The organism is Luteitalea sp., from assembly GCF_022842525.1.
GTDB lineage: Bacteria > Acidobacteriota > Vicinamibacteria > Vicinamibacterales > Vicinamibacteraceae > Luteitalea.
The window spans coordinates 18,570-43,060 of record NZ_JALHPM010000002.1; the positions used below are offsets into that span (position 1 = coordinate 18,570).

At 69.9% G+C, this 24,491-nt stretch carries 19 protein-coding genes; 8 read left to right on the forward strand and 11 right to left on the reverse strand.

All coding sequences use genetic code 11. The features are described from left to right. Nucleotides 1-181: 181 nt before the first annotated feature. Entirely contained in the window at nucleotides 182-658 is a 477-nt protein-coding gene (locus tag Q0C41_RS00650; protein ID WP_291980501.1) for a VOC family protein, read from the forward strand. Nucleotides 659-712: 54 nt separating this feature from the next. On the opposite strand, the gene Q0C41_RS00655 is transcribed toward Q0C41_RS00650, so the two are convergent. Then, nucleotides 713-2,257 (reverse strand): peptidoglycan DD-metalloendopeptidase family protein, encoded by a 1,545-nt coding sequence (locus Q0C41_RS00655; protein ID WP_291980502.1) that lies wholly within the window; start codon nucleotides 2,255-2,257, stop codon nucleotides 713-715. A 206-nt stretch (nucleotides 2,258-2,463) separates the two neighbouring features. On the opposite strand from Q0C41_RS00655, the gene Q0C41_RS00660 reads away from it, so the two are divergent. The 3 genes from Q0C41_RS00660 to Q0C41_RS00670 are packed head-to-tail and all read left to right on the forward strand — an operon-like array spanning nucleotide 2,464 to nucleotide 5,379. Further along, nucleotides 2,464-3,303: an ABC transporter permease gene (locus Q0C41_RS00660; RefSeq protein ID WP_291980503.1), complete on the forward strand. Its 840-nt coding sequence runs from the start codon at nucleotides 2,464-2,466 to the stop codon at nucleotides 3,301-3,303. A gap of 7 nt (nucleotides 3,304-3,310) precedes the next feature. Further along, nucleotides 3,311-4,585 (forward strand): ABC transporter ATP-binding protein, encoded by a 1,275-nt coding sequence (locus Q0C41_RS00665; protein ID WP_291980504.1) that lies wholly within the window; start codon nucleotides 3,311-3,313, stop codon nucleotides 4,583-4,585. Further along, a complete protein-coding gene (locus Q0C41_RS00670) occupies nucleotides 4,582-5,379 on the forward strand; it encodes a glycosyltransferase family A protein (RefSeq protein ID WP_291980505.1) in 798 nt (265 codons plus the stop codon). The genes Q0C41_RS00665 and Q0C41_RS00670 overlap by 4 nt, the downstream gene beginning before the upstream one ends. Before the next feature lie 12 nt (nucleotides 5,380-5,391). On the opposite strand, the gene Q0C41_RS00675 is transcribed toward Q0C41_RS00670, so the two are convergent. The 4 genes from Q0C41_RS00675 to Q0C41_RS00690 are packed head-to-tail and all read right to left on the reverse strand — an operon-like array spanning nucleotide 5,392 to nucleotide 10,877. Then, nucleotides 5,392-6,420 carry a glycosyltransferase family 2 protein gene (locus tag Q0C41_RS00675; protein ID WP_291980506.1) on the reverse strand — a complete coding sequence of 343 codons (1,029 nt, stop codon included), beginning with the start codon at nucleotides 6,418-6,420 and terminating at the stop codon, nucleotides 5,392-5,394. Beyond that, nucleotides 6,417-8,300, reverse strand: coding sequence for a glycosyltransferase (locus Q0C41_RS00680; RefSeq protein ID WP_291980507.1), 1,884 nt, complete (start codon nucleotides 8,298-8,300; stop codon nucleotides 6,417-6,419). The genes Q0C41_RS00675 and Q0C41_RS00680 overlap by 4 nt, the downstream gene beginning before the upstream one ends. Continuing rightward, the gene (locus Q0C41_RS00685) at nucleotides 8,297-9,598 is read right to left on the reverse strand and encodes a glycosyltransferase (RefSeq protein ID WP_291980508.1); all 1,302 of its coding nucleotides are present in this window, start codon (nucleotides 9,596-9,598) and stop codon (nucleotides 8,297-8,299) included. Before Q0C41_RS00685 ends, Q0C41_RS00680 begins: the two co-directional genes overlap by 4 nt. Beyond that, nucleotides 9,591-10,877, reverse strand: coding sequence for a glycosyltransferase (locus Q0C41_RS00690; RefSeq protein WP_291980509.1), 1,287 nt, complete (start codon nucleotides 10,875-10,877; stop codon nucleotides 9,591-9,593). Before Q0C41_RS00690 ends, Q0C41_RS00685 begins: the two co-directional genes overlap by 8 nt. 66 nt (nucleotides 10,878-10,943) lie before the next feature. Between Q0C41_RS00690 and Q0C41_RS00695 the strand changes: the two genes are divergently transcribed. Next, a complete protein-coding gene (locus Q0C41_RS00695; protein ID WP_291980510.1) occupies nucleotides 10,944-13,145 on the forward strand; it encodes a glycosyltransferase in 2,202 nt (733 codons plus the stop codon). Here the strand turns inward: Q0C41_RS00695 and Q0C41_RS00700 are convergent. Continuing rightward, nucleotides 13,124-14,221: a glycosyltransferase family 4 protein gene (locus Q0C41_RS00700; protein ID WP_291980511.1), complete on the reverse strand. Its 1,098-nt coding sequence runs from the start codon at nucleotides 14,219-14,221 to the stop codon at nucleotides 13,124-13,126. The two genes, Q0C41_RS00695 and Q0C41_RS00700, sit on opposite strands and share 22 nt — an antisense overlap. After that, complete coding sequence (locus Q0C41_RS00705; RefSeq protein WP_291980512.1) at nucleotides 14,218-15,810, reverse strand: glycosyltransferase family 39 protein; 1,593 nt, start codon at nucleotides 15,808-15,810, stop codon at nucleotides 14,218-14,220. The genes Q0C41_RS00700 and Q0C41_RS00705 overlap by 4 nt, the downstream gene beginning before the upstream one ends. A 79-nt stretch (nucleotides 15,811-15,889) precedes the next feature. Between Q0C41_RS00705 and Q0C41_RS00710 the strand changes: the two genes are divergently transcribed. Together Q0C41_RS00710 and Q0C41_RS00715 are read left to right on the forward strand one after the other, a co-directional pair. Continuing rightward, nucleotides 15,890-17,416, forward strand: a complete 1,527-nt coding sequence (locus Q0C41_RS00710; RefSeq protein ID WP_291980513.1) for an NAD(P)/FAD-dependent oxidoreductase — start codon at nucleotides 15,890-15,892, stop codon at nucleotides 17,414-17,416. Between the two features lie 16 nt (nucleotides 17,417-17,432). After that, the gene (locus tag Q0C41_RS00715; RefSeq protein ID WP_291980514.1) at nucleotides 17,433-18,395 is read left to right on the forward strand and encodes a glycosyltransferase; all 963 of its coding nucleotides are present in this window, start codon (nucleotides 17,433-17,435) and stop codon (nucleotides 18,393-18,395) included. Between the two features lie 18 nt (nucleotides 18,396-18,413). Here Q0C41_RS00715 and Q0C41_RS00720 read toward each other — a convergent pair whose 3' ends face one another. The 4 genes from Q0C41_RS00720 to Q0C41_RS00735 all read right to left on the reverse strand — a co-directional run bounded on the left by Q0C41_RS00720 (nucleotide 18,414) and on the right by Q0C41_RS00735 (nucleotide 23,441). Next, nucleotides 18,414-19,511 (reverse strand): diguanylate cyclase, encoded by a 1,098-nt coding sequence (locus tag Q0C41_RS00720; protein ID WP_291980515.1) that lies wholly within the window; start codon nucleotides 19,509-19,511, stop codon nucleotides 18,414-18,416. 124 nt (nucleotides 19,512-19,635) lie between these two features. Then, on the reverse strand, nucleotides 19,636-20,517 hold the full coding sequence (locus Q0C41_RS00725; protein WP_291980516.1) for a universal stress protein: 882 nt from the start codon (nucleotides 20,515-20,517) through the stop codon (nucleotides 19,636-19,638). 7 nt (nucleotides 20,518-20,524) lie between these two features. Then, complete coding sequence (locus tag Q0C41_RS00730) at nucleotides 20,525-23,209, reverse strand: cation-translocating P-type ATPase (protein ID WP_291980517.1); 2,685 nt, start codon at nucleotides 23,207-23,209, stop codon at nucleotides 20,525-20,527. Beyond that, a complete protein-coding gene (locus Q0C41_RS00735; protein ID WP_291980518.1) occupies nucleotides 23,199-23,441 on the reverse strand; it encodes a hypothetical protein in 243 nt (80 codons plus the stop codon). The genes Q0C41_RS00730 and Q0C41_RS00735 overlap by 11 nt, the downstream gene beginning before the upstream one ends. A gap of 147 nt (nucleotides 23,442-23,588) precedes the next feature. Between Q0C41_RS00735 and Q0C41_RS00740 the strand changes: the two genes are divergently transcribed. Then, a complete protein-coding gene (locus tag Q0C41_RS00740; protein WP_291980519.1) occupies nucleotides 23,589-24,488 on the forward strand; it encodes a LysR family transcriptional regulator in 900 nt (299 codons plus the stop codon). Nucleotides 24,489-24,491 lie beyond the last annotated feature (3 nt).

The following is a 24,491-nucleotide window of genomic DNA, read 5'->3' on the forward strand; positions in this document are numbered from 1 at the left end:
GGTGTAGTCGCCGCCAATCGAGATGGTGTCCCGGCACAGGACATACCGACCCTGCTGCATCCGCAGACTTAGCCGCCGTACTCGGCGCGCTCCACACCGGACGATGGTCGCCCGCCTCGCGCCCGTGCGACCCGGTGGCAGTCGACCGATGAATGCAGGCCGCCACACCAGTCAATCAACCATGACGCCCAAGAACACCATCTGCCTCTGGTTCGACACGGACGCGCACGCCGCCGCGCAGTTCTACGCGACGACGTTTCCCGACAGCGCCGTCACCGCCGTGCACCGCGCACCGGACGACTACCCGGGTGGCAAGGCGGGCAACGTCCTGACGGTCGAGTTCACGGTCTGCGGTGTGCCCTGCCTCGGCCTCAACGGGGGGCCGCAGTTCCCGCAGACCGAGGCCTTCAGCTTCCAGATCGCCACCGACGATCAGGAGGAGACCGACCGCTACTGGAACGCCATCGTCGGCAACGGCGGGCAGGAGAGCGCGTGCGGCTGGTGCAAGGATCGCTGGGGCCTGTCGTGGCAGATCACGCCGCGCACGCTGACCGAGGCCATGGCCGCCGGTGGCGACGAGGCCAGGCGTGCCTTCGCCGCGATGATGACGATGACCAAGATCGACGTCGCGGCCATCGCGGCGGCGCGCCGGGGATGACTCGACCGGGGCGAGCCCGCTCGACGAGCGGGCCCTCCCCGGTGGCGTCGGTGCCTACTGGCCGCAGGGCGCGGCCACGTAGGTCACCCCCTGCGTCAGCACCTGTCCCGGCACGTTGCAGAAGCGCGGCGCCAGGTTGTAGCCCTTCAACCAGCCACCGCCGTTGATCGGGTCATCGAGGTCGAAGGGGATGCCCACTTCGAAATGCACGTGCTTGCCACTGGCCAGGCCGACGTCCGACTGGATCCCGATGATCTGGCCGGCGAGCACGACGTCGCCCTCGGACAGCCCCGCGAACAGTCGCACCGAGTCCTTCTGGACGTGCGAGTACTTGGTCCACTCGCCACCGGGATGCACGAGCCAGACGTAGTTGTTGTTGTCGTTGCAGTCGCCGGACTGGCCCTCCGGGCAGTCCTCGGAGTTGTCGTCCTCGATGAACGCCACCACGCCCTGCGCCGCCGCCGCGACGCCGTGCGCCTGATGGCTGGGCGTGATCACGAGGTCGAAGTTCTCCTTGTCGGGCCAGTGCCCGTAGGAGTCGCGCGAGACCTTGACCGACTTGCCGTCGGCCGCGGGCAGGCGGTAGGTATTGGTCGACAACGGCGGACGGACCACGGCAAAGTCGGCGCGCCCGTCGCCGTCGTAGTCGGCCGGCACCGGGTGATCGATGACCAGACCGAACCTGCGATTGATGTTCGAGCTGCCGTTGCGATCCGTATCGACGTACCAGCGCCAGTTGGCGCCGTCGCGGCGGACCACCGCGAAGTCCGTGACGCCGTCGCCGTCGTAGTCGGCCGGGAACGGGATGTCGCCCGTCTTGCCGAACGTCTGGCTGATCTCGGACAACCCATCGCGGTCGGTGTCGGCATACCACGTCCACCAGCCGTCCACCGCGCGCCGCACGGCCGGATCGGCCGCCCCGTCGCCGTCGTAGTCGTGCGGCTCCGGGATGTCGGAGGTGTCGGTCCCCTCCTCACCGATGTCGGCGACGCCGAAGGTGTACTGCACGTTGGTGACGCCGTTGCGGTTGGTGTCGACGTACCACCGCCAGCGGCCGTTGCCGGCCTTGCGGGCAATCGCGATGTCGACGGTGCCGTTGCCGTCATAGTCGGCCGGCACCAATCGATCGGTCCGATCCTCGCCGGTGTCGTCGGTGTCGACGAACCCGAAGAGCACACTGACGTTGGGAACGCCGTCGCGATTGGTGTCGATGGACCACCGCCATGCCGCGCCCTCCTTCTGGACGGTCACCAGGTCGTCGCGGTCGTCCCCATCCATGTCGAGGGCGAACCGCGTACCGCCGCTGGCCTCGTCCGTGAGGTCGGGATGCAGCTCGGAGTGCCCGTCGCGATTCGTGTCCATGAACCAGCGCCACGACGACGCGGTGGTCCGCACGACGCCGTAGTCGGCGCGTCCGTCACCGTCGTAGTCGCCGGGCAGGCAGGTGTCGTAGCCCTGCCCGAAGTACGCGTTGAACTCGCTGGTGCCGTCGCGGTTGGTGTCGACGTACCAGCGCCAGCCAGCGGCGTCGGCGGGGGCGCCCGCAAGGACGGTGCACGCGATCGCCAGCAGGGCGCGCGTCACGGGTGTGCGGCTCATCATGTCTCCTCCCGGCGCCGGACAGGCCGGTCGAGCCTGTCTGCGGTCGCCGATGCGCGCTGATCGCCAGTCGGTCAGGACGTCTGGGAGGAAGAACGCTGCATCGCGCGACATCCCCTCACCGGGGCCAGCAGGCGAGAGTGCGGATGCGCAAGGTAGAATCCAGGCCTGCTTCGACACGACCGGCGGAGCGGCCAGGCAGCCTCGTGGACCTCACCGACCGGCAGTTCGTCCGTCCGACCATCATCGCCGCCGACGACCCGTCGCTCTGGGCGTCGCTCGTGGAGCTCTGGACGTTCCGTGAGCTGCTGCTGACGCTCGTGGCCAGGGAACTGCGCCTGCGCTATGCACAGACCTGGGTAGGGGTGGCCTGGGTCGCCCTCAAGCCGCTGGTCACGATGGCGCTGCTGTGGGCCGTGTTCGGGCTGGCCGCCGACCTGCCCACCGAAGGCATGCCGCGGCCCGTCTTCTTCTTCTCCGGGCTGATGCTGTGGTTCTTCTTCTCGGGCGCGATCACCGACGGCAAGGACAGCCTGGTGGCCAACGCCGACCTCATCCGCAAGGTCTACTTTCCGCGCGCCCTGCTACCCCTGGCCATCGTCGTGGCGCGGCTGGTCGACCTCGCCATCATGCTGGTGTTCCTGGCCGGGGTGATGCTGATGTCCGACAGCACGGCGTGGCCGTCGCTGCCGGGACTGGCCGTGACCGTGGCGGTGCTGACGGCCCTGTCCACCGCCGTCGGCCTGCTGACCGCCGCCATCAACGTCCGCTATCGCGATGCCACGCACGTGGTGCCGGTCGCGCTCCAGTTGCTGATGTTCGCCTCGCCCATCGTGTACTCGTCGACGCTCGTCCCCGCGACGTGGGCGTGGGCGTACGCGCTCAACCCGCTGGTCGGCCTGTTCGACGGCTTCCGCGCCGCGCTGACCGGGCGCGCCCTCGATGTGCCGTCGCTGCTGCTGGCGGTGGTCGTCACCCTGACGCTGCTCGTGATCGCCATCACGGTGTTCCGTCGCCTCGACGCCTCGTTCGCCGACTACGTCTGACCAGCCGATGTCGACCATCATCCTCGCCGAGGCCCTGAGCAAGCAGTTCGACCTCGCGCCACGGGCGGCGTACGGCACCTTTCGCGATCAGCTCGCGCTGGCGGTGCGATCACCGCGCCGCTGGTGGAGACGCAGCGACACGGAACCCCTGTGGGCGCTGCGCGACGTCAGCTTCGCGATCCGTGCCGGCAGCGTCACCGGCCTGATCGGACGCAATGGCGCCGGCAAGAGCACGCTGCTGAAGATCCTCTCGCGGATCACCCGGCCGACCACCGGCCGCGCGGTGGTCCACGGTCGCATCGCCAGCCTGCTCGAGGTGGGCACGGGCTTCCATCCCGAACTCAGTGGACGCCACAACGTCTTCCTCAACGGCGCCATCCTCGGCATGACGAGGCGGGAGATCGCCGCCAACTTCGACGCCATCGTGGCCTTCGCCGACGTGGAACGCTTCATCGACACCCCGGTGAAGTTCTACTCCACCGGCATGTACCTGCGGCTCGCGTTCGCAGTGGCCGCGCACCTCGAGGCCGAGATCCTCGCCGTCGATGAAGTGCTTGCGGTCGGCGATCTCCTGTTCCAGCGCAAGTGCATGGGCAAGATGGCTGACGTGGCACGCAGTGGCCGCACCGTGCTGCTCGTCAGTCACAACCTCGCGGCCATCCAGACGCTGTCCGACGACGTGCTCGTGCTCGATCGCGGCCGCCTGGTCGGGCACGGCCCCCCGGGCGAGACGGTGGCGCAGTTCCTCGATCAGTTGCAGGGACGCGAGGGCGGTGAAGCGTCGAGCGACCTGCGCGCCCTGCCGCGCCAGTCGCGCGCACACGCCGGTCTCGTCGAGGGTCTGCTCAATCAGCGCCCGCTGGTCGCCAGCCACACCCTGGTGTCGGGCCACGACCTGGCCTTCGAACTCGTCGTCGACCTGCCGGAGCCACGCCGGCAGTGCTTCGTCGGCATCAACATCGAGGACGACTTCGGCGTGCGCCTCTGGAGCCTGCACAGTCACTGGGAAATCCCGCGCTTCGATCTCCAGACAGGCGCCCATCGCGTGCGTTGTCGTGTCCCCGTCCCGCCGCTCGTGTCGGGGCAGTACCACATCGGCCTCGAAGTAGGCGCCGGAACCGAGCGGCTCGACCTGCTCGAGCGCGTCGCCACGCTGCACGTGGTGCAGACCGGGCACGGCGGCACCGGCGAGACCCCGGGTCGCGAACACGGGTACATCCTCGCGCCAGCCGACTGGTCGGTGGTCTCGACCGACGGCACACCCGTGTCGCCCGAGGCATGACGGCCGGGACCGCTGGCGAGGACTCGGTCAGCGTGGTGATCCCGACGAAGAACGGGGGCCCGCTGCTCATGGCCACACTCGACTCCGTCTTCGCGCAAACACGCCCACCTCTCGAGATCATCGTGGTCGACGATGGGTCGACGGACGACACGGTGGCGCAGTTGGAGCCTCTCGCCGCAAGCGGCCGGGTCCGCCTCATCAGCCAGCCGACGGCCGGAACCGCACACGCGCGCAACACGGGCGTGGCCGCCGCGACCGGAACACTCATCGCGTTACTCGACCACGACGACCTGTGGCCACCCGAGACGCTCGCGGGTCAGGTTGAGGCACTGGCCCGCCGCCCAGAGGCCGTGCTCGCGTATGGCGACATGGAGAGCTTCGGGATGGAGCGGCCCTATCGCTGGCCGGGACCGACAGGGCCAGCGGGGGACGTGCTCGACGCGTTCCGCCGCAAGAACTGGATTCGATCACCGGGACAGGCGGTGATCCGCGCCGCCGCCATCCGGGCCGTCGGCGGCTTCGACGCCGCCCTGGCGGGCGCCGACGACTGGGACCTCTATCTGAAGCTCGCCGGTCGCGGCCCCTTCGTCTACACCGGGCGCCTGGCGCTGCGCTATCGCGTGCACGCCGGCAACCAGTCGAAGCAGGCCTGGCGGTTGTTCCGGCGGGCCTGTCTCGTGCAGGCACGCCATGCCGGTCGGTGGCCGCCGCCAGGTCAACGCCTCCAATGGCTGGCGTGTCGCGCCACGCTCGTCCACATGCTCGTCCGCGACCTGCTGGCGCGCCGACGATAGCGCCGGAACCCGTCAGTATTCGCTGACCTGCCTGGGACGACGACGCAGCACGCGCTCGACGCCGTACTCCGCACAGCACCACCCGAAGGTCGCGCTGGCGTACGCGTAGTAGCACGCGTGCAGACCGAACGCGGCGGTCGTGAAGCCCAGGCCACGGCGAGCCGCCAGGAACCGGTAGAAGCCGAGATTGAGCAGCGCCAGGGCCACGACGCCGATGGCTGCTGCGACGCCGACGAGGCCCCGGCTGGACGGCCAGATCAGCGCCGCGAGACCAAGACCGGCAATCACCCACACCAGCACACCACTGGCGCGATGGCGCCACTGCAGGTTGAGATCGCGCGGCAGTGTGCCGTCCCGGAGCAGCAGGCGCGTCCACGGTCGCGCCCGCTCGAGCACGTCCGTGCGGACCATGCCGGTGAAGGACCAGCGCTTCAGGTGGGCGCCGCGGAGATCCCGATCGAGGTGGATGCGGTGCCCAGCTGCGGCCAGTCGGGCGCCGAGTTCGATGTCCTCGATCGACGGACGGCGATACCGCTGATCGAAGCCGCCCACGGCGTCGAACACCGTCCGACGGATGGCGCCGAGCCCCGCCCAGAAGGTCGTGCTGCGTGGCTGCGCCGTTTGGTGGACGTAGTGATGCAGCAGGTTGCGGTAGTCGGACACGATCGTCCCCGCCGCCGGGGCATCGTCGTAACTGCCGAACAGTGCCGCGAGCTCCGAGTCGGCGGCAAACGTCGTGGCGATGCGCGACAGAGCGTCGCTGGCGATCACGACGTCCGCATCGATGAACACCACTATCGGCGCCCGAGCCACCGCCACGCCGGCGTTGCGCGCATGGGCCGGCCCACTCTGGCTGGAGAGTCGCAGCACGGACACGCCCCGCGCCTTCCCGATCGCCCCCGTGTCGTCGTCGGAAGCGTCGTCGACGAGGATCACCTCCGTTGCCGGGGGGGCCGCCCGAGACACGGCATCGAGACAGCGCGGCAGCGTCGTCGACGCGTTGCGGGCAGGGATCACGACGGAGAGCAGCGGCGCGGTCATGGGCGACGGCTCCAGCGTCGGACACGTTCGACCCACCGCGCGCGGGCCGTCGGGAAGCGACTCAGGAAGCCCGACTCGGCCTCGTACATCGGCCGCCCCTCGGCCAGATAGCGCTCGCGCGTCGCGGGATCGTCGAGCCGTGCCAGCAGATCCCGGTAGAGGTCGGGATGAAAGGCCAGCAGCTCCGAGATGCTGTGCCAGTGGTGGACCTGCAGGTCGACGGACGCGATCCGATAGCCCATCGCGGCGAATCGCAGGTACCACTCCCAGTCGGAGTGGTACTGGGCGAAGGGCCCGGTGTGGAGATACAGCCCCGTGCGCTCGAGCAACGCGCGCTTGAGCAGAAAGCAGTGACCCTCGAGATGCATGGCCTCGTTCGTGTCGCGCAGCAGCGCCGCCAGGCGAACGCCGACGGAAGGATCAGGGTACTCGGGCTCGTAGCTGAAGAACACGCCGCGATAGCGATCGGTGATCGGCTTGGTCATCGCGAGGCCGGCCGCGATGACGTCGTCAGGCTGGATGGCGTCGACCAGGTCCTGCAGCCAGGTGTCGCTGCGGGCCTCGACGTCGTTGCAGTACAGGCAGAGGTACTTCGATGTCGGTGACGCGGCGTCGAACCCCTGATTGCACGCCGTGCTGAAGAAGCGGTTCTCGGCGTTGTCGATGAAGGTGGCGTCGATGGCCGGATGACGGTCGAGGAACGTCCGGATGTACGCCTTGGATCCGTCGGTCGATCCGTTGTCGACGATGATCAGCTCGTAGGGGCAGGTCGTCCTGGCGACGAGCGCCTCGAGGGCACGTGCGAGGAACGGCTGGGCGTTCCAGTTCGGGACGACGATGGAGACGCGCTCGAGGGTGGACGCCGGGGCGGCGCGCGACAGCCGGCCCGGCGCACGGTCCGCGATGACGGCCGGAAGCACCGCTGCGGGGGCCGCGGCTACCACCGGCACGGCGGTGGCGCGCGTCGAACGATCGGGCAGGGCGAAGTGCCCGGTGTGGCGGTCGATGGGCATGGCCAGTCCGGCGCGCACCCCGGCGAGGAACCCCGACAGCCGTGCGCGGCGATGCGCTTCGGTGCCCATGTCCACGACCGGACGCGCCACGGTCCAGCGGACGGCCAACCGGGCGAGCACGGTCGCAACCTGCCAGTGCCCGAGGCGCACCAGCTTGGTGAGCGAGGCGCCGATGCCATGCAGGTACTGCCCGAGGACCTGCGGCGCTTGCGCCCAGGTGCGGAACCCCGAGTGGATCACCGCGGCCGCGGGCGTTTCGTGGACGTGGAAGCCGCCGAGCAGCGCGCGCATCACGAAGTCGGTCTCTTCGGCCGAGTGACACCGCCCTCCCGCGCCGAGTGTCTCGTCGAACCCGTGCAGGGCGACCCAGGCGGACCTGCGGATGGCCATCGACGCGCCGATGCCCTCCACCCGGTGCTTGTCGTGGATAGAGCGCGCCAGCAGCGGCTCCGTGCGCGAGTAGCTGGGCAGGAAACCGAGCGCCGGATCGTAGGACGCCGGCTTGACGGTGCCGAACACCACGGCCGCCCGGTCGTCGCGACGAAGCGGCGCGATGATGTCGGCAAGCCACGTCGGTGTCGCCACGCAGTCGTCGTCCGTGAAGGCGATGTGCTCGGTCGAAGCGGCCGTGACGCCGACGTTGCGCCCGGCCGACAGTCCGCGCGTCGCGGACCGGAGATGCTGCACGCGCGCGTCGACCAGCAGGTCGCCGAGCGCGAGGGCCACCTGATCGTCGTCACTCTGGTCCACGACGAGCAGCGCGAATCGCGCCTCGGTGCCGCGCAGGATGGACGCGACGGTCTCGCGGATCCGAGGCCCGGGATTCCTCGTGCACACGACGACGCTGGCAGCGGTGACCGCGGTCATGCGTCCCGAGGCTCGTCGCCGGTGAGGCCGACGCGAGCGCCGTCGACCGACGCGGCGCGACGGCGTGCCCGCGAGAGCTTCCAGTAGGCCAGGTGTCGCTCGGCCATGCGCCAGCGACCGACGAGCGCGTTCGGGGCGCGACGATCGGCAGTGGCGCGCCGTGGCACCTCGAGCGCGGTGCGAAGCGCCGCAGCCATGACCGGTGGCCCGCACACGGTCTCGATGTGGGCCTGCCCAGCGAGACCGATGGTCGCGGCGTAGGCTGGATCGGCGAACAGGGTCGACAGCGCGTCGGCGAAGCGCTCGGAATCGTCGGCGATCAGGACGTGCCGGCCATCGACCACGCCCAGTCCCTGCGCACCGATCGACGTCGTCACGACGGGGAGCCCGGCCGCCATGGCGTCGGTCACCTTGCCCTTCATGCCGGCCCCGTACCGCAGTGGCGCGATGGCGGCCGCCGCGTCATCCACGTGGGCCGACAGGTCGGGCACGTATCCCAGCACCTCGATGCCTGGATGCGCGCCGAGCGCATGCACGGCACGGCACGGATAGCTGCCGATGACCTGCAGCGTGGCGTCAGGCTGGCGAGCCCGCACACGCGGCCAGCTGTCGCGCACGAACCACGACAGGCCGTCGAGGTTCGGATCATGGCGGAAGTGACCGACGAAGAGCGCGCGTGGCGGACGCGCGCCGTGCCGGCGCGGCCGCGGCGTCGCAGCCATCGGCACGCAGACGACGGGGGGCATCGGCGGATGCCCCGTCAGGATGGCGGCGTCGTCGATCGACGCGGCGATCACCGCGTCTGCCGCTCGATAGGCGGCCAGCTCGGCACGCTGGACGTCTCCGGCCCAGGCGGGATGGACGGCACCGAGGCTCGCACCCGCGGTCAGTCGCGCGAAGTGCACGTCCACCGTGTCGATGATGGCCACGGCGCCGGGCCACGCGTCACGGACAATGGGCAGGTAGCGTGCGGCGGTGTAGTAGAACTCGAACAGGACGGTGTCGAAGGACGGTCCGGCCAGCAATCGTCGCAGCGCCTCCCACGAGCACGGCAGCACCTCGACGCCAAGACCAGCGAGTCGACGCCGGTCGTCGGCCACGCGCGACGACGGCAACGGGGTGTCGCCTGTGGTCTCGTCGTGCTCGACCCAGAGGGTCACGCGAGTGCGGCGCGCCAGTTGCGCGAGCATCGACAGGAAGCGGCTGCTGCCAGCGGAGACGTCGGGCCTCGGCAGGCCCTCGGCGACAGCCAGCAGCCGAGCAGCAGGCGACTCGTGGGTACCAGCCTGTTCACGCACGTGAGTGGGGCCGCATGTTATCCCAGCGTCGGGCGAGGATCCGGGCCCATGTCGACCATGTGTACCGAGAGACGACCCACAGCCACCGCAGCCGGTGCGCAGGCGCTGGTGTCGAGCGCCGCGCTGCCGCCGCGACGCGCGCCGACGGCAGGACATTCGCAAGTGCGGCCCTGATCGCAGGCGCACCGCACGCGGACTCGACGAGTTGCTGACCTGCCAGGCCAATTGCTGCGGCACGTCGTGCGTCGTCGAACATCTCGACCACGGCGGTGGCGAACTCGACCGGATCGTCCGCCACGATCGCATGCGTGCCACTGGTGATGTCGAGGCCTTGCGCGCCCACCGTCGTCGTCACGACCGGCAGCCCGGCTGCGAGCGCATCGGTGACCTTGCCCTTCATGCCGGCGCCGTAGCGCAGCGGCGCGATGGCCACGGCGGCGCGGTCGAGCGCCTCGTCGAGCGCGGGCACGTACCCGAGCACCGAGATGCCCGGCGTGGTGGCGAGCGCTTGCACGTCAGCGGTCGGATAGCTGCCGATGACGGTCAGCTGCGCATCGGCGCGCCGCATCCGCACGGTCGGCCAGATCTGCTGCACGAACCACCGCAGCCCGTCGAGATTGGGCGCATGTCGGAAGTGCCCGACGAACAACGCCTCCGGCGGACGGGGGCGTGCGTCGCGCTGCCGGACCGTCACGCAGATCGGCACATGGACGACGGGCGGCATGTCGGGCTGCCGGCTCAGCAGTGCGCCATCCTCGGACGAGACGACCACGACGGCGTCAGCGGCGCGATAGGCCGACAGCTCCGATCGACGCACGCGTCTGGCCAGTCGCCGCGAGACGACGCCGAGCGCCACGCCGGCCTCGAGCCGCGAGAAGTGGACGTCGACCGAGTCGACGATCAGCGCCGCCCGTGGGCACCGATCACGCACCACAGGCAGGTAGCGCGCCGCCATGTCGTGAAACTCGAACCACACGGTCTCGTGCCGGTCGGCGACCAGCGCGTCGTGCAACGCCGTCCACGTGGTGGGCAGCACGTGCACCCCATGCGCCGCGAGGCGATCGCGGTCGGCAGCCACGCGCGCCGCGGGCAGGGGGGTGCGTCCCGCCGTTTCGTCGCGCTCGACCCACAGGTCCACCTCGACCAGTTGCGTGAGATGGCCAAGGATGGCGAGGAACCGACGGCTGCCGGCGGACTCGTCAGGGCGTGGCAGTCGCTCGGCAATGGCGAGCAGGCGCGGCCGCGGAGACGATGGGGGCAGGAGGCCTGGCGAGGTCACCGTGAGGCGGATTCCATGGTGATTCCGGCCGGAATCGGCGCGCCAGCCGGCCGTATGATAGCGCACGTGCCCCCCACGGACGTGCCCGGATCGATCGCCGTCGAGGGGCCGATCGACACGTCGTTCAGCCTCGCCATCGTCAACCGCGGACTGGTGGATGCGCTTGGCGAGCAGCCGGGCGTCATGGTCACGCTCGGCGCGCCGGGGCCGGACACCACGCACGCCATTCGCAACATGTACCCGCCTCGCCTGGATGGCCCGCGCGAGGGCGTGCCCACCTTCTTCTACTTCGCGTGGGAGGACTCGCGCATCCCGTCGGCGTGGGCGCGGGCGTTCAACCAGCACTTCACCGGGCTGCTGGTGCCCTCCGCGCATGTGCGGGACGTGGTCCGACGATCGGGCGTCTCGATTCCGGTGGCCATCGTGCCGTATGGACTGACGCCCGCAGCGATTCCGGTGGCACGCCCCGGGCCCTCGGTGCCGTCGACCAGGGCCTCTTTCCGGTTCCTGCACGTGAGTACCGGATTTCCCCGCAAGGGGTGCGACGTGCTGTTGCGTGCGTTCGCGCGCGAGTTCAGCCGACGCGAGGACGTGGCGCTGATCGTCAAGACGCTGCCGCAGTACGACCACCCTACGGCGCAGCAGGTGCGCCGCACACGCTGGCGATATCTGCGGTGTCCCGAGATCGTCCATCTCGACCAGGACCTCGACCCCGCGGCGATGCAGGAGCTCTACGCCTCGTCGTCGTGTCTCGTGCATCCCGCGAGAGCGGAGGGCTTCGGACTGCCGATCGCCGAGGCGATGCGGGCGCGTCTGCCGGTGATCGTCAGCGACTGGAGCGGACACGTCGACTTCTGCACCGAAGCCACCGCGCGGCTCGTGCCGTGCCGCACCATGGGTTCGCGCAGCCCGTTCGTCGTGGAGGACGCCGAATGGGGCGAGCCTGACGAGGCCGCGCTCCAGCGCGCCATGCGCGAGGCCTTCGAGCAGCGGGATGACGAGGCCGCACGCCGCCGAGTGGCACGGGCCGCGGACCACGTGCAGTCGTTCACGTGGGCCGCCGCGGCCGATCGCACGCTGCAGTTCATGCGTCGGCTGGAGCACCACGGCGCACAGCCGCTCCGGGCCGGCATGCTGACGACGTGGCAGGAGCGCTGCGGCATCGCCGAGTACAGCCGTCAGCTGATGGCCGGCACGGACGACGCCGCCATCGAGTGGACGGTCCTGGCGCCGCACCGGGACAGCGGTCGCGACAGCGAGGGCGTGCCGACGCACGAGGGACCGCCGACGATTCGCTGCTGGCAGGATGCCTGGCCGGTGGATGTGCGTGAAGCCATCGCGCACATCGATCGACTGGACCTGCAGGTCGTCCATGTGCAGACGCACCTGAGCGTGTGGGGGGGCGCGGCGGCCGAGACACTGGCGACGCTGGCCGGTCGGCGACGCGTGCTGCTGACCCTGCACTCGGTGCGCGGCGCCCGACCGGAGGCGGAGGTGGTGCGCGCGTTCTCGCGGCTGCACCGCATCCTGGTCCACACCGAGGACGACCGACGCCTGCTGTCGCGGCTGGGGCTCGACCAGAACGTGACCGTGCTGGCGCAGGGCTACCCCGAGGTCGCCCCACTGCCCATCGCGATCGCGCGCCAGCGCCTCGGCCTGCCCCTCGGCCCACTCGTGGGCACGTTCGGCTTCCTGCGGCCCCACAAGGGCGTCCTCGAGTTGATTCGCGCGGTGGCGCGGCTGCGCCGCCGTCGTCCGGACATCGGGTTGCTCGCCGTCACGGCGCGCTATCCGACCGAGGACTCGGCGGCGTACCTCGAGCGCTGTCGAGCCGAGGCGGCGCGACTCGGCCTGGCAGACGGCTGCCGCTTCCTCACCGAGTTCCTCGAACCCGAGGAGAGCCTGGCAGCCCTCCAGGCGTGCAACGTCATCGCGTTGCCGTACCAGACGACGATCGATGCGTCCAGCGCGGCCGTGCGGATGGCGCTCGCCTCGCAGCGCCCGGTCGTCACGACCGACGTCCCGGTCTTCGCCGAGGTCGGCGACGCCGTCTTCCGCATCTCGCGCCGCTCACCCCGCGCACTGGCGGCAGGCCTCGCGCGCGTGCTGGACGACGACGCGTTGCGCGCCTGCCTTGCCGAGGCCGCCCAGCAGCGCCTCGACAGCGAGTCGTGGACGAGCGTGGGACGCACCTACCGCAAGATCCTGCGCGGATCGGTGCTCGATCTCACCGGTCTCGACGCGCCCTATCCGCTGGCCTCGTCATAGACCGCCAGCGTCTGGCGGGCGATGGACGACCAGTCGCACTGCTGCATCCGGCTGCGGTTGGCCTCGCCGATGGTGGCCAGCCGGTCGCGCGCGTCGACGGCGGCCCGCAGCGCCACGAGCAAGCCCTCGGGCGCGGTCGGGTCGTACAGGAACCCGCCGGCCTCGGTCGTCATCTCGACCGCACAGCCGAGGCGCGAGGCGACGACGGGCTTGCCGAACGACAACGCCAAGGCCAGCGATCCCGACGTCAGCGAGCTCGTGAACGGGCAGACCACGACGTCGGCGGCACGCAGGTACGTCGCAACGTCGGCGTCAGGCACCGACGCAGCGCGCAGGTCGATGTCGCGCCGTCCGGTGACGAGGCCCTCGAGTGCCTGCCCGATGGCGTCGTCGAACGGCGCCCCGGCAATGACGAGGCGGGTGTTCGGGCGATCGAGCCGCACCCAGGCGTCGATGAGGACCTCGAGTCCCTTGTGGCGACGCAGGTTGCCGAGAAAGAGGACGATGAGCGGCGCAGACGGCAGGCCGAGTGCGGCCCGCGCCGCGCGTGCGGTCGGCTGGGGATCGGGGTAGGTGCTGCTGTAGTGACCGTGAGGCACGACGCGCAGGCGGGCGGGATCACACCCGAGCGCCAGCGCCACCTCCCGCCGAGCCGCCTCGCAGTGCACGATCATGGCGTGCGCCAGCCGCGCGGTGCCCGCCCTGACGAGCGCATCGACGCGCGGGCGACGCCGCTCGTGGTTGATGAGGTCGTGCACCGTCCAGACGATGCGGGCGCCGCCCAGCCGCAGCAGGGCCAGCTGGACGAAGTAGAGCACGAGCGCGATGGCGGCGGCGAGGTGCGAGCGGCGGTACACGACGAAGTGATCCGGCGCGTGCAGGTGGACGATGCCGGGCTGACCACGACGCCAGATGGCCGGCAGAAACAGCGCCAGCCTGTCGACGACACCGACGTGGACCCCAAGAGCCTCGAGGCCGGAGGCCAGCAATACCTGATAGGGGTTGTCCGGCCAGTGAGGCAGGAAGACGACCCGCCGCGGCCGGTGGCTACCGGGTGGATGCGGGCGATCGGTCACGGTGTCAGTCTGACGGTCGGATAGGCCTCGCCGCGACGCATCTTGTCGCGATCGGCGGGGTCGTAGATGCGCACCCGCACGGGACCGTCCAGTTCCACCAGCGGCGCCCAGTCGAGATAGCCGAGCGGGCTCACGGGGCGGAAGCGTGCCTTGAACACCACCTCTTCGTGGTCCTCGACGACGAAGTAGGGGCGATAGCCACGGACGCGCATCTTGCTGATGGCATCGTCGAACCAGCGCGGCGCCAGCACGTCGAAGCGCAGAATCGGCCGGTCGGCGTAGTAGCGCAGCGCGCCGCTCTGCTGGAACGCGAAGAACACGGCGTTGGGCGGCAGGGACTGGCGCGCGAACCGCGCCACCGTCTCGTAGCGCGCCTCGGCCTCGCGCAGGTCGAAGACCCCGCGAGCCATCGCCTCTCGACCGCCGACGATGACGATGAACACCCCGATCGCGACCTGCGACGCGACGCGCCCTCGAGGCGACAGGCGGTGGACGAGTCGCACCACGGCCACGCCCGCGAACGCTGCCGCCACAGGCCATGCCGGCAGCAGCAGTCGCACGTACCACCACTCCGGGAACGAGACGTAGAAGGCGTACGACGTCAGGACCAGGGCCATCGCCGCCGCGGCCATCACGGCCTCTGCGGAGGCTCGGGTTCCCTGCCAGCGCTGCGACACGAGCCCAGTCACACAGAGGATCACGAGCAGGGGCTCGAGGGCCAGCGGTCGAGTCACGAAGCCCGACGCCGTGGTCGTGACCCGCGTCACGTCGTAGATCTGGCTCGCGTGTCCGTAGCCGGTCGCCAGCGGCGATCCGTACAGCCGGGTATGGATGGCCGCGACACCGAGGCAGCCAGCGGTCGTGAGCACACCCACCACGAGCAGGCGGGTCCACTCCGGACGTCGTGAGGGTCGGCTCACGACACGCCACAGCAGGTAGCCCGCGGGGGCGAGCGAGACGAGCACGAGATTGGGCCGCGTGAGCACGGCGAGGCCGACGGCAAGACCGGCAGCGCAGGCCGAGGGCAGGCCGACGCCCGCGGCGAACACCAGCGCCAGCACCCACAAGGCACTCGCGGGCACGTCACTCATCGGCCACATCAGCGAGAACAGGAACGTCGGGCTCGAGGCGAGCGTCAGGGCGGCAATCGCTCCGGCGTCGATCGACGCGAGGTGCGTCGCCAGTCGGGCGGTGGCCAGCACCGCGAGCACCCCGAACAGCGGCACGACCAGGTAGATCGCCTCGCGTCCACCAAGAGCCTGGGCGCCTGCCATGACGAGCGGCAACCCGGCGGGATACACGGGCACCAGCGTCCCCGGCTCCACGCCCGGTCGATACCCGAGCGGTGCGAAGGTCCACTCGGCATCCGGCCACGGCACCGTGGTCGCCATCGGGTGCGGAACCACGAGACGACCGTCGAGCCACAGTGCGGCCTGACTGATGTAGCCATGCGCGTCGGCGCTGCCTGCCGATGTCGTCCCCCACCACCAACCGGCGCCGCCGATCCACAGCGCTGCAAGGGCAATGATGAGACGCGACACGACCTGCGTGCGCAGCGACGATGACACCGGAGATGCCTGTTCGATCATCCGAACACGTAAGCGCGGATGGTATCATCCGCGACACCGGCACTCCTGCCGTGGACTCCATCGGAATGCACGACTACTCATGAGCGAACGGCCCCGTATTGACGTCCTGGTCATCGGGGCCGGGCCTGCAGGTCTGACGGCCGCACACACGCTGATGCGGCGAGGTCGTCGCGTCACCGTGCTCGAGATGGACGATCAGGTCGGCGGTCTCGCCCGCACCGTCACCTACAAGGGCTTCAGGTTCGACATCGGCGGCCATCGCTTCTTCACGCGCGTGGCCGCGTTGCGGCAGATGTGGCACGACATGCTCGGGCCGGACCTGCTGACCCGGCCACGACTGTCGCGCATCTTCTACAACGGACACTACTTCTCGTACCCCCTGCGGCCTCTCAACGCCCTGCGCGGACTCGGCATCGTCAATGCCGTGCGCGTCGTCGGCAGCTACGCGTGGAGCCGGGTGCGGCCGATCCCCCACGAAGCGAGTTTCGAGGACTGGGTCTGCAACCGCTTCGGACGACGCCTGTTCGAGGTGTTCTTCAAGACCTACACCGAGAAGGTCTGGGGCATGCCGTGCTCCGAGATCGGCGCGCAGTGGGCCGCGCAGCGCATCCAGTCGCTGTCGCTGTGGACCGCCGTGACCGACATGCTCTTCAAGCGCTTTCGACGCAAGGGCAGTGCGCCAGTCAAGTCGCTGATCGAGGAGTTCGAGTACCCCCGCTTCGGACCGGGCATGATGTGGGAAGCCTTCCAGCAGCGGCTCGAGGAAGGCGGACAGGACGTGCTGCTCGGGGCGACGCTGTGCGACCTCTCGCACGACGGCCACCGCGTGCAGGAGGTGACGTACCGACATCGGGACGAGACCGTCACCGTGCCGGTGGACGCCGTGCTGTCGACGATGCCGCTCCGGGCGCTGATCGAGAGCTTGTCGCCACCCGCCCCGGAGGCGGTGCGCCACGCGGCCGCGCGGTTGCAGTACCGGGCGTTCATCACGGTGGCGCTGATCATCGATGTCGCCGACATCTTCGCCGACAACTGGATCTACGTGCACGACCCCAGCGTCAAGCTCGGCCGCATCCAGAACTTCAAGAACTGGAGCCCGGAGATGGTGCCCGACGCCGGCAAGACGTGCCTCGGCCTCGAGTACTTCTGTGCCGAGGGCGACGCGCTCTGGCAGATGAGCGATGACGACCTGATCGCCCTCGGTCGACGCGAACTCGAGGTCCTCGGCCTCGCGCGGGCCGACACCGTCAGCGATGGCGCGGTGGTGCGCATGCCCCACGCCTATCCGGTCTACTCGACCGACTACGAAGAGGCCGTCGCGGTGATTCGTGACCACCTGTCGACGCTGGTCAACCTGCAGGTGGCCGGCCGCAATGGCATGCACAAGTACAACAACCAGGACCACTCGATGGCCACCGCGATGATGGCCGCCGAGAATCTGCTGGGCGGCATCACGGATCCCTGGCGCATCAATGCCGACGACCAGTACCACGAGGCGGGATCGGGCGATCTGCGCCACGTCATCGCCGACCTCGACGCGCTGGCGCGCACGCAGCCCCTCGTGCCGATGCCGCTGCCGACATCCGACGCCACGCGAAGCTGCTGATCCACGAGCCTGCCCGATGCCGATCGTCAGCGTCGTGGTGCCCAACTACAATCACGCCCCCTTCCTGGCACGGCGGCTGGACTCGGTGCTGGGCCAGACCCTCCGCGACATCGAAGTGCTGGTGCTGGACGATGCCTCGACGGACGATTCGCTGGAGGTGATCGCCCGTCGGTCTCCCGACCCGAGACTGCGCGTGGTGTCCAGTGCGGTCAACTCCGGCTCGCCCTTCGTGCAATGGAACCGCGGGGTGGCCGCCACCACCGCGCCGCTCGTCTGGATCGCCGAGTCCGACGACGACGCTGACCCGCGGTTGCTCGAGACGCTGGTCGACCGGCTCGACAGGCATCCGACGTGTGGGGTCGCGTTCGCGCAGTCGCTCTGCATCGACGCGAACGATCGCGTCACCGGTACGCAGACGCAGTGGACCGACAGCATCGATCGGACGCACTGGTTGAGCGACTACGTCGATGACGGCCGCGCCGAGTGCGCACACCTGCTCGCGGTCACCAACACCATCCCCAATGCGAGCGCGGTCGTCTTCAGGCGCGCGGTGTACGCAGATGTGGGTGGGGCGCCGGAATCGATGCGCCTCGCCGGCGACTGGATGACGTGGCTGCGGATGCTCCTGGTGTCCGATGTCGCCTTCGTCGCCGAGCCGCTGAACCGGCATCGCAGTCACGACACGACGGTCCGGGTGGCATGGGCCGGCGACGCCCGCTGGTGGCGCGAGACCCTGGAAGTCTGGCGGTTTGCCGAGGCGGCGCTCGAGTTGCCTCGGGCCACCCGCACCCGCATCGTCGACATCCTGCGCGAGGTGATGGCGCGGCTGCTGCCCCGGGCCGTGGCGCACCGGCGGCTGCTGGCCGATCTCCATGCCTTCGGGCGGCACCTCGATCCGGGGCTGTCACGCTCGCTGGTGCGTCTGGTCGCGACGCGTGCGTACGGCCGCATCGCGGGCCGCGTCCGACGGCAGGGCTGATGGGCCCGGGCCCGGCGTCTACTTGCCCAGCATGCGGCCGAGCAGCGACGGCTTGCGGGCCACGACGCGATTGCGGCCTTTTCGCTTGGCCTCGTACAGCGCGTCGTCGGCCCGCGCGACCAGGTCCGATTCGCTGTCGCTCGGTTGCAGGTGGGTCACACCGCAGCTGACCGTGAAGCGGATGTACTGCTCCTCCCCCAGGCTCTTGTAGGCGAAGGTGGCGGCGGCGATCTCGGCCAGCAGCGCCCGCAGCCGCTGTTCGACCTCGGTCGCCGTCGTGCCCGGCAGAAGAATCGCGAACTCCTCCCCGCCGTAGCGGGCAACCAGGTCACCGGTGCGCACCGCCTTGGTGAGCTTCTGCGTGAGACAGAGCAGGACACGGTCGCCGATCTGATGGCCGTGGGTGTCGTTGATCTGCTTGAAGTGGTCGACGTCGATCATCGCCAGACCGAGCGGCGTGTCCTTGCGACGGGCCGCCGCCACCATCTGCACGAGGGCGCGGTCGAACGATCCCCGGTTGGCGATCTTCGTCAACGGGTCGAGCGCAACTTCCACTTCGAGTTCGGCCAGGCGGACCTGCAGGCTCTCGACGCGCTTGTTGAGCGCGCGGAACTGCTCGTCCTCGCGCTTCTGCTTCTCGGCCACGGCCCGACGCAGGCCCGTCACCTCGTCACCGAGACGGCGGCGCAGGTCGCGGATGTCCTCCAGTTGCGCGATCGTCTCCACACGCTGCGACGACGCCAGGACCTGCGCGTTGAAGTCCGCCGAGTGACCGAGCGAGAGGCGCGCCGCCTCCTGGAGGATGCCGACCAGTTCGGTCCACTCCCGCTCGCGATCACGGGCGTAGGTGCGGGAGGCCTTGAAGTACGCCGTGCACTCGGCCACACACGCCTCGGTGGCGCGCTCGAGGGCGTCCTCCTGGCGCGCGTCCGCGGCAATGGCGCGATAGCCCCGCAGCGCCCGCGTGAATCTGTCGAGATCGCCGTCGTCGGACGGCGGTGCGAACTCCCCGACCACGTCGATCAGACGGACGAGAAAGTCCGAGAGCAATTCGGCGCGGGGCGCGCTCGCGGCTTCCCGTGCGTTCAATCCCAGTGCCGTCAGGCCTGCTGCCATATGTCGGTCCCTCGTGGCTGAGCTGTACCACGTGGGATTGGTATCGGCCGGCAGCGACTCGACTTGAAGCAGGCGCTGTCCCGCCCCAGTGGCGGCAAGCGCCGCCGCCGGGTCCCCCTCGTGATTACCGGACGATGAGCACGGGGACGGGGCTGGCGTTCATCGCGCCCTCCGCGACGCTGCCGAGCAGCAGGTGGCGCAGCCCCGTGGCGCTCCTGGCGCCCACGACCACGAGATCGGCATGCGTCTTCGCCACCACGGCGAGCAGGTCGTGCAGGGGCGCGCCCTCGGTGACGACCTGATCCACGTCCCACCCGGCGGCCTCGAGGACCTTCGCGGCGCGCGTGAGGTCCTTGTGTGCGGCGGCGCGGCGCGTGTCGTTGATGCGGGCCACTTCGGTCGCGACCGACGCGCGCGTGCCTGACGGGGCCAGGGCCTGGGCGGGGACGGGCATCGTGTCGATCGCCCGCAGCAGGGTGACGTGCCCGCCGTCCGGACGCGTGAGGGCGGTGAGCAGTTCCAGCGCCCGCGCCGCGTGCGCCGAGGCGTCGAGACCGATGACCACACGACGACACTCGCGACGGGCCCGCCGGACCACCAGGACGGCGCAGGGAGCACGGCGGGCCACGCCACGCGAGACACTGCCACTGAGGAGCCGCCGGACGGCGCCGTGGCCACGCCAGCCGAGCACGATGACGTCGGCGCGCACCGCCTTCGCCTCGCGCAGGATGGCCTCGACAGGCTCGGCCTCGATGACGCGCGCCTGTCCATCCGGCCACCGTGTCGCCAGGCTGCGTTGCGCACGCAGGGCCGTCAGATCTGCCGCGTGATCGAGTGCCGCCACCAGGACCGCAGGGGAGAACTCGACGCCGGTCTCTTTGGCGACCACGGCGAAGCCGCGAGCCCCGGACGGCCAGGGGAATCGGACCGCCGTCGTCAGCGCCGCCCGGGCAGCGGTCGAGCCATCGGTGGCGACGAGCACACGAAACGCCTTCACAGCAGGCATGGTTCCCTCAGTTCAGTTCACCCAGGTAGCCGTGGCGCTCCAGCCACTTCACGGTCTCGAGCACCGGCACGATGGTGAGCGCGAGCGTCACCGTGAGCGCCCAGTCCGTCCAGGCGAACGTGAAGGTTCCGAAGGGCTGCTGGAGGAAGGGGACGTAGATGATGAGGACCAGAAGCACGAGCTCCCAGGCCACGGCCATGTTCAGCCAGTGGTTGGCGAAGGGCCTGCGGAGCACCGAAAAGCGGTCGGACCGGTAGTTGTAGGCCTTGAAGAACTGGATGAGCACGAGCGAGACGAAGGTCATCGCCATCGCCTCGGCCACGGGACGTCCGCTCTGGAGCAGCCAGGTGAACAGACCGAGGTTGATGACCGCGGACCAGAACCCGCCGGTCAGCAGCAGCACGACGAGCGGCCGCGTGAAGACGCCGGCGCGCGGATCACGCGGCTTGCGCCGCATGAGGTCGGCCTCGGGGGGATCGACGGCGAGCGCCAGGGCGGGCAGACCGTCCGTGGCGAGGTTGACGTAGAGGATCTGCACGGCCGTCAGAGGCAGCGGCATCCCCGCAAGGGCCGCCCCGGCCATCAGCAGGATCTCGCCCACGTTCGACGAGAGCAGGAAGGTGAGGTACTTCCGGATGTTGCTGAAGACGATCCGCCCCTCCTCCACTGCCGCGACGATGCTCGCGAAGTTGTCGTCGAGCAGCGTCACCGCCGCGGCTTCCTTGCTGACGTCGGTGCCGGCAATGCCCATGGCGATGCCGACGTCGGACTTCTTCAGCGCGGGTGCGTCGTTGACGCCGTCGCCCGTCATCGCCACGACCTCGCCGCGGCGCTGCCAGGCATCGATGACGCGCAGCTTGTCGGCGGGCGACACCCGTGCGTAGACGCCGATCTCGTGGATCCCGCGCGTGAGGTCGTCGTCCGAGAGCGCCGCGAGGTCGAGCCCGGACACGACGCGCCGTCCGTCGAGCAGGCCGATCTCGCTGGCGATGGCCGTGGCCGTCAGCGGGTGATCGCCCGTGATCATCACCGGCGTGATGCCCGCGTCGCGACACGTCTGCACGGCGGCCCGTGCTTCGGCGCGCGGAGGATCCATCATGCCGATGAGGCCAAGCCACGTCATGCCTCGTTCGGCATCCTCGCAGGTGGCCTCGTGCTTGCCGGCCACCGCCAGGACGCGGAGACCGGCCGCCGCCATGTCACGCTCCAGCGCCAGCAGTGCTTCGCGATCGGAGTCCTGCAACGGCACGTCCCCACCATCGCGGGCCCATGTGGTGCAGTCGGGCAGGATGGCGTCCACGGCGCCCTTGGAATACGCCACGAGGACCCCGTTGCCGACGTCGTGCATGGTCGTCATGCGTCGGCGCTCGGAGGTGAAGGCGATCTCGTGCTGCCGCGGCTGCGCCTCGTTGGCCGAGGCCTGATCGAGGCCCGCCTTCGCGGCGGCGACCACGAGGGCCCCCTCGGTGGGATCACCCTCCACGTGCCACCGACCGTGCTCGTCGCGCCGCACCCGCGCATCGGACGACAGGACGGCGGCGTGCAGCAGCGCCCTCACGGCGGGCGGCGGCTGAATGGCGGCGCCGGCGTCGAGGAACTCGCCGACCGGGTCGTAGCCCACGCCGGTCACGTCGAACGTCCGGCCGCCGGTAGACAGCCGGCGCACCGTCATCTCGCTCCTGGTCAGCGTGCCGGTCTTGTCCGAGCAGATCACCGAGGTGCTGCCCAGCGTCTCGACCACGGGCAACCGTCGCACGAGTGCCTGACGCTTCACCATGCGGCGCACGCCGATCGCCAGCGAGATGGTCACCACGGCCGGCAGCGCCTCCGGGACCACCGCCACGGCGAGGGCGATGCCGAAGATGAACATCTCCAGCGGCGGGATGCCGCGCCACACGCCCAGCACGACAATCACGGCTACGATGGCGAGCGCCGCCTTGCCGAGGATCGAGCCCAGGCGGTCGAGGTTGTCCTGCAGGGGCGTGCGTCCGGCCTCGACGGTCTGCACCAGGCGGCTGATGCGGCCGAACTCGGTCGACATGCCCGTGGCGACGACGACGGCCTGGCCGCGCCCCCGGGTGACGGCGGTGCCGGCACGGGCCATGTTGGACTGATCGCCGAGCGGCGCGTCGACCGTCGCAAGGGCCGCCGACGACTTCTCCGCCGCCTCGGACTCGCCGGTCAGCGCCGCTTCGTCGATGGCGAGGTTGATGGCCACCGTCACGCGGGCGTCGGCCGGCACCCGGTCGCCGGCCCGCAGCACGAGGACGTCACCCGGCACGAGGTCGCGGGCCGGAATGGCCACCTCCACGCCGCCGCGCAGCACGTGGCCGATCGGCGCCGCCATCTCGCGCAACGCCTCGAGCGCCCGCTCGGCGCGATACTCCTGCACGAAGCCGAGCAGCACGGCAAACAGCACGATCACCGCGATGACCGCGGCCTCGAGGCCGTGCCCGAGCAGACCCGACAGCAGGGTCGCCACGAGGAGGATGACGACGAGCACGTTCTTGAACTGCGCCGCCAGCGTGTGCCAGGCCGAACTCCGTGCGAACACCTGCAGTTCGTTCGGGCCGTGCTGTTGAAGACGACGACTCGCCTCCTCGGAGGTCAGCCCCGTCTCATGCGTCGCCAGCGTGCTCAGGACGTCCGCGACCTGGCGCGTGTGCCAGGCGGTGCCTGCGTCAGGAGCCATGAACCGCTCTCATGCCTCCGTGCGGCTCGGCGGGCCGGCCGCCGGCCAGTTGACCGTGCCACGCGTACTGGGCCCTCGTATCGATGTACAGGTAGCCGGCCGTCACGAGGTGATTGAGCGCGCGCTCGCAGTCCTCCGGAGCGCACGCCCACAGCCGACCTGCCTGGGTTGTCGTCAGTCTCAGCCCGGGCACGCCGCGATACGCCGCCAGGATCCGTTCGGTGAGGTCCATCAGAGTGACCCTTCCGTGGAGGACTCGGCGCCGTGCGCGGAAGACCGCATCGGCGCTGCACGTTCACGGTAGAGTTTTTGGTGGACAGCGAACAAATAGATACTTTGTCGACAGACCGATGGTTTTCTCTATACATGGAGCGGCAGCGTGCACTGGCTGAACTATCACCATTTGCTGTACTTCTGGACCGTGGTGCGCGAGGGCAGCGTGTCGAAGGCCGCCGTGACGCTGCACTTGTCGCAACCGACCGTCAGCGCGCAGGTGCGCATGCTGGAGCAGGCCCTCGGTCAGCAGCTGTTCCTGCGGAAGGGGCGCACGCAGCTCCTGACCGACGTCGGGCGGACGGTCTACGGCTATGCGGACGACATCTTCGGCATCGGGCGCGAGATGATGAAGACGCTCGAGGGTCGCGGGTCCTGGCGAGCCGCGCCGCTGACCGTGGGCATCGCGAACGCGGTGCCCAAGCTCGTCGTCTACCGCCTGCTGCGGCCGGTGATCACGCAGCCGGACCCCATGCGCCTCGTGTGCCTGGAAGACGATCCCGAGCAGCTGATCGCGAAACTGGCGACGTACACGATGGATGTGGTCATCGCCAACGTGCAGGCCCCGGCGTATCTGCCGATCAAGGTGTTCAACCACCTGCTCGGGGAGTCGGACATCGCGTTCTTCGCGCCGGCGGCCGTGGCCCGGCGGCTCCGGCGGCAGTTTCCGCGGTCGTTGCACAAGGCGCCGATGCTGATGCCCACGACCAACAGCCCGCTGCGGCACGCACTCGAGGACTGGTTCGGGCGACACAAGATCGCGCCGGCCGTCGTCGGCGAGTTCGAGGACTCTGCCTTGATGAAGGTGTTCGGGCAGGCGGCGGGATGCGTGTTCCCGGCCCCGGCGGCCGTCGCCGACGATGTGGCGGAGTTCTATGGGGGACGCTTCGTCGGCAAGGCGGAGGGTGTGCGTGAGCGGTACTACGTGATCTCGGTCGAGCGCCGGCTCAGGCATCCGGGTGTGGTGGCGATGACCGACGTCGCCCGCGAGGAGATCTTTCGATGACGC

Bases quoted from the DNA above. Each gene is read 5' to 3' on its own strand.
- Q0C41_RS00675 (WP_291980506.1), bottom strand. From the start codon at position 6,420: ATGACCGCGCCGCTGCTCTCCGTCGTGATCCCTGCCCGCAACGCGTCG.
- Q0C41_RS00710 (WP_291980513.1), top strand. From the start codon at position 15,890: ATGAGCGAACGGCCCCGTATTGACGTCCTGGTCATCGGGGCCGGGCCT.
- Q0C41_RS00725 (WP_291980516.1), bottom strand. From the start codon at position 20,517: ATGCCTGCTGTGAAGGCGTTTCGTGTGCTCGTCGCCACCGATGGCTCG.
- Q0C41_RS00665 (WP_291980504.1), top strand. From the start codon at position 3,311: ATGTCGACCATCATCCTCGCCGAGGCCCTGAGCAAGCAGTTCGACCTC.
- Q0C41_RS00730 (WP_291980517.1), bottom strand. From the start codon at position 23,209: ATGGCTCCTGACGCAGGCACCGCCTGGCACACGCGCCAGGTCGCGGAC.
- Q0C41_RS00655 (WP_291980502.1), bottom strand. From the start codon at position 2,257: ATGAGCCGCACACCCGTGACGCGCGCCCTGCTGGCGATCGCGTGCACC.
- Q0C41_RS00720 (WP_291980515.1), bottom strand. From the start codon at position 19,511: ATGGCAGCAGGCCTGACGGCACTGGGATTGAACGCACGGGAAGCCGCG.
- Q0C41_RS00705 (WP_291980512.1), bottom strand. From the start codon at position 15,810: ATGATCGAACAGGCATCTCCGGTGTCATCGTCGCTGCGCACGCAGGTC.
- Q0C41_RS00735 (WP_291980518.1), bottom strand. From the start codon at position 23,441: ATGGACCTCACCGAACGGATCCTGGCGGCGTATCGCGGCGTGCCCGGG.
- Q0C41_RS00715 (WP_291980514.1), top strand. From the start codon at position 17,433: ATGCCGATCGTCAGCGTCGTGGTGCCCAACTACAATCACGCCCCCTTC.
- Q0C41_RS00680 (WP_291980507.1), bottom strand. From the start codon at position 8,300: ATGACCGCGGTCACCGCTGCCAGCGTCGTCGTGTGCACGAGGAATCCC.
- Q0C41_RS00670 (WP_291980505.1), top strand. From the start codon at position 4,582: ATGACGGCCGGGACCGCTGGCGAGGACTCGGTCAGCGTGGTGATCCCG.
- Q0C41_RS00650 (WP_291980501.1), top strand. From the start codon at position 182: ATGACGCCCAAGAACACCATCTGCCTCTGGTTCGACACGGACGCGCAC.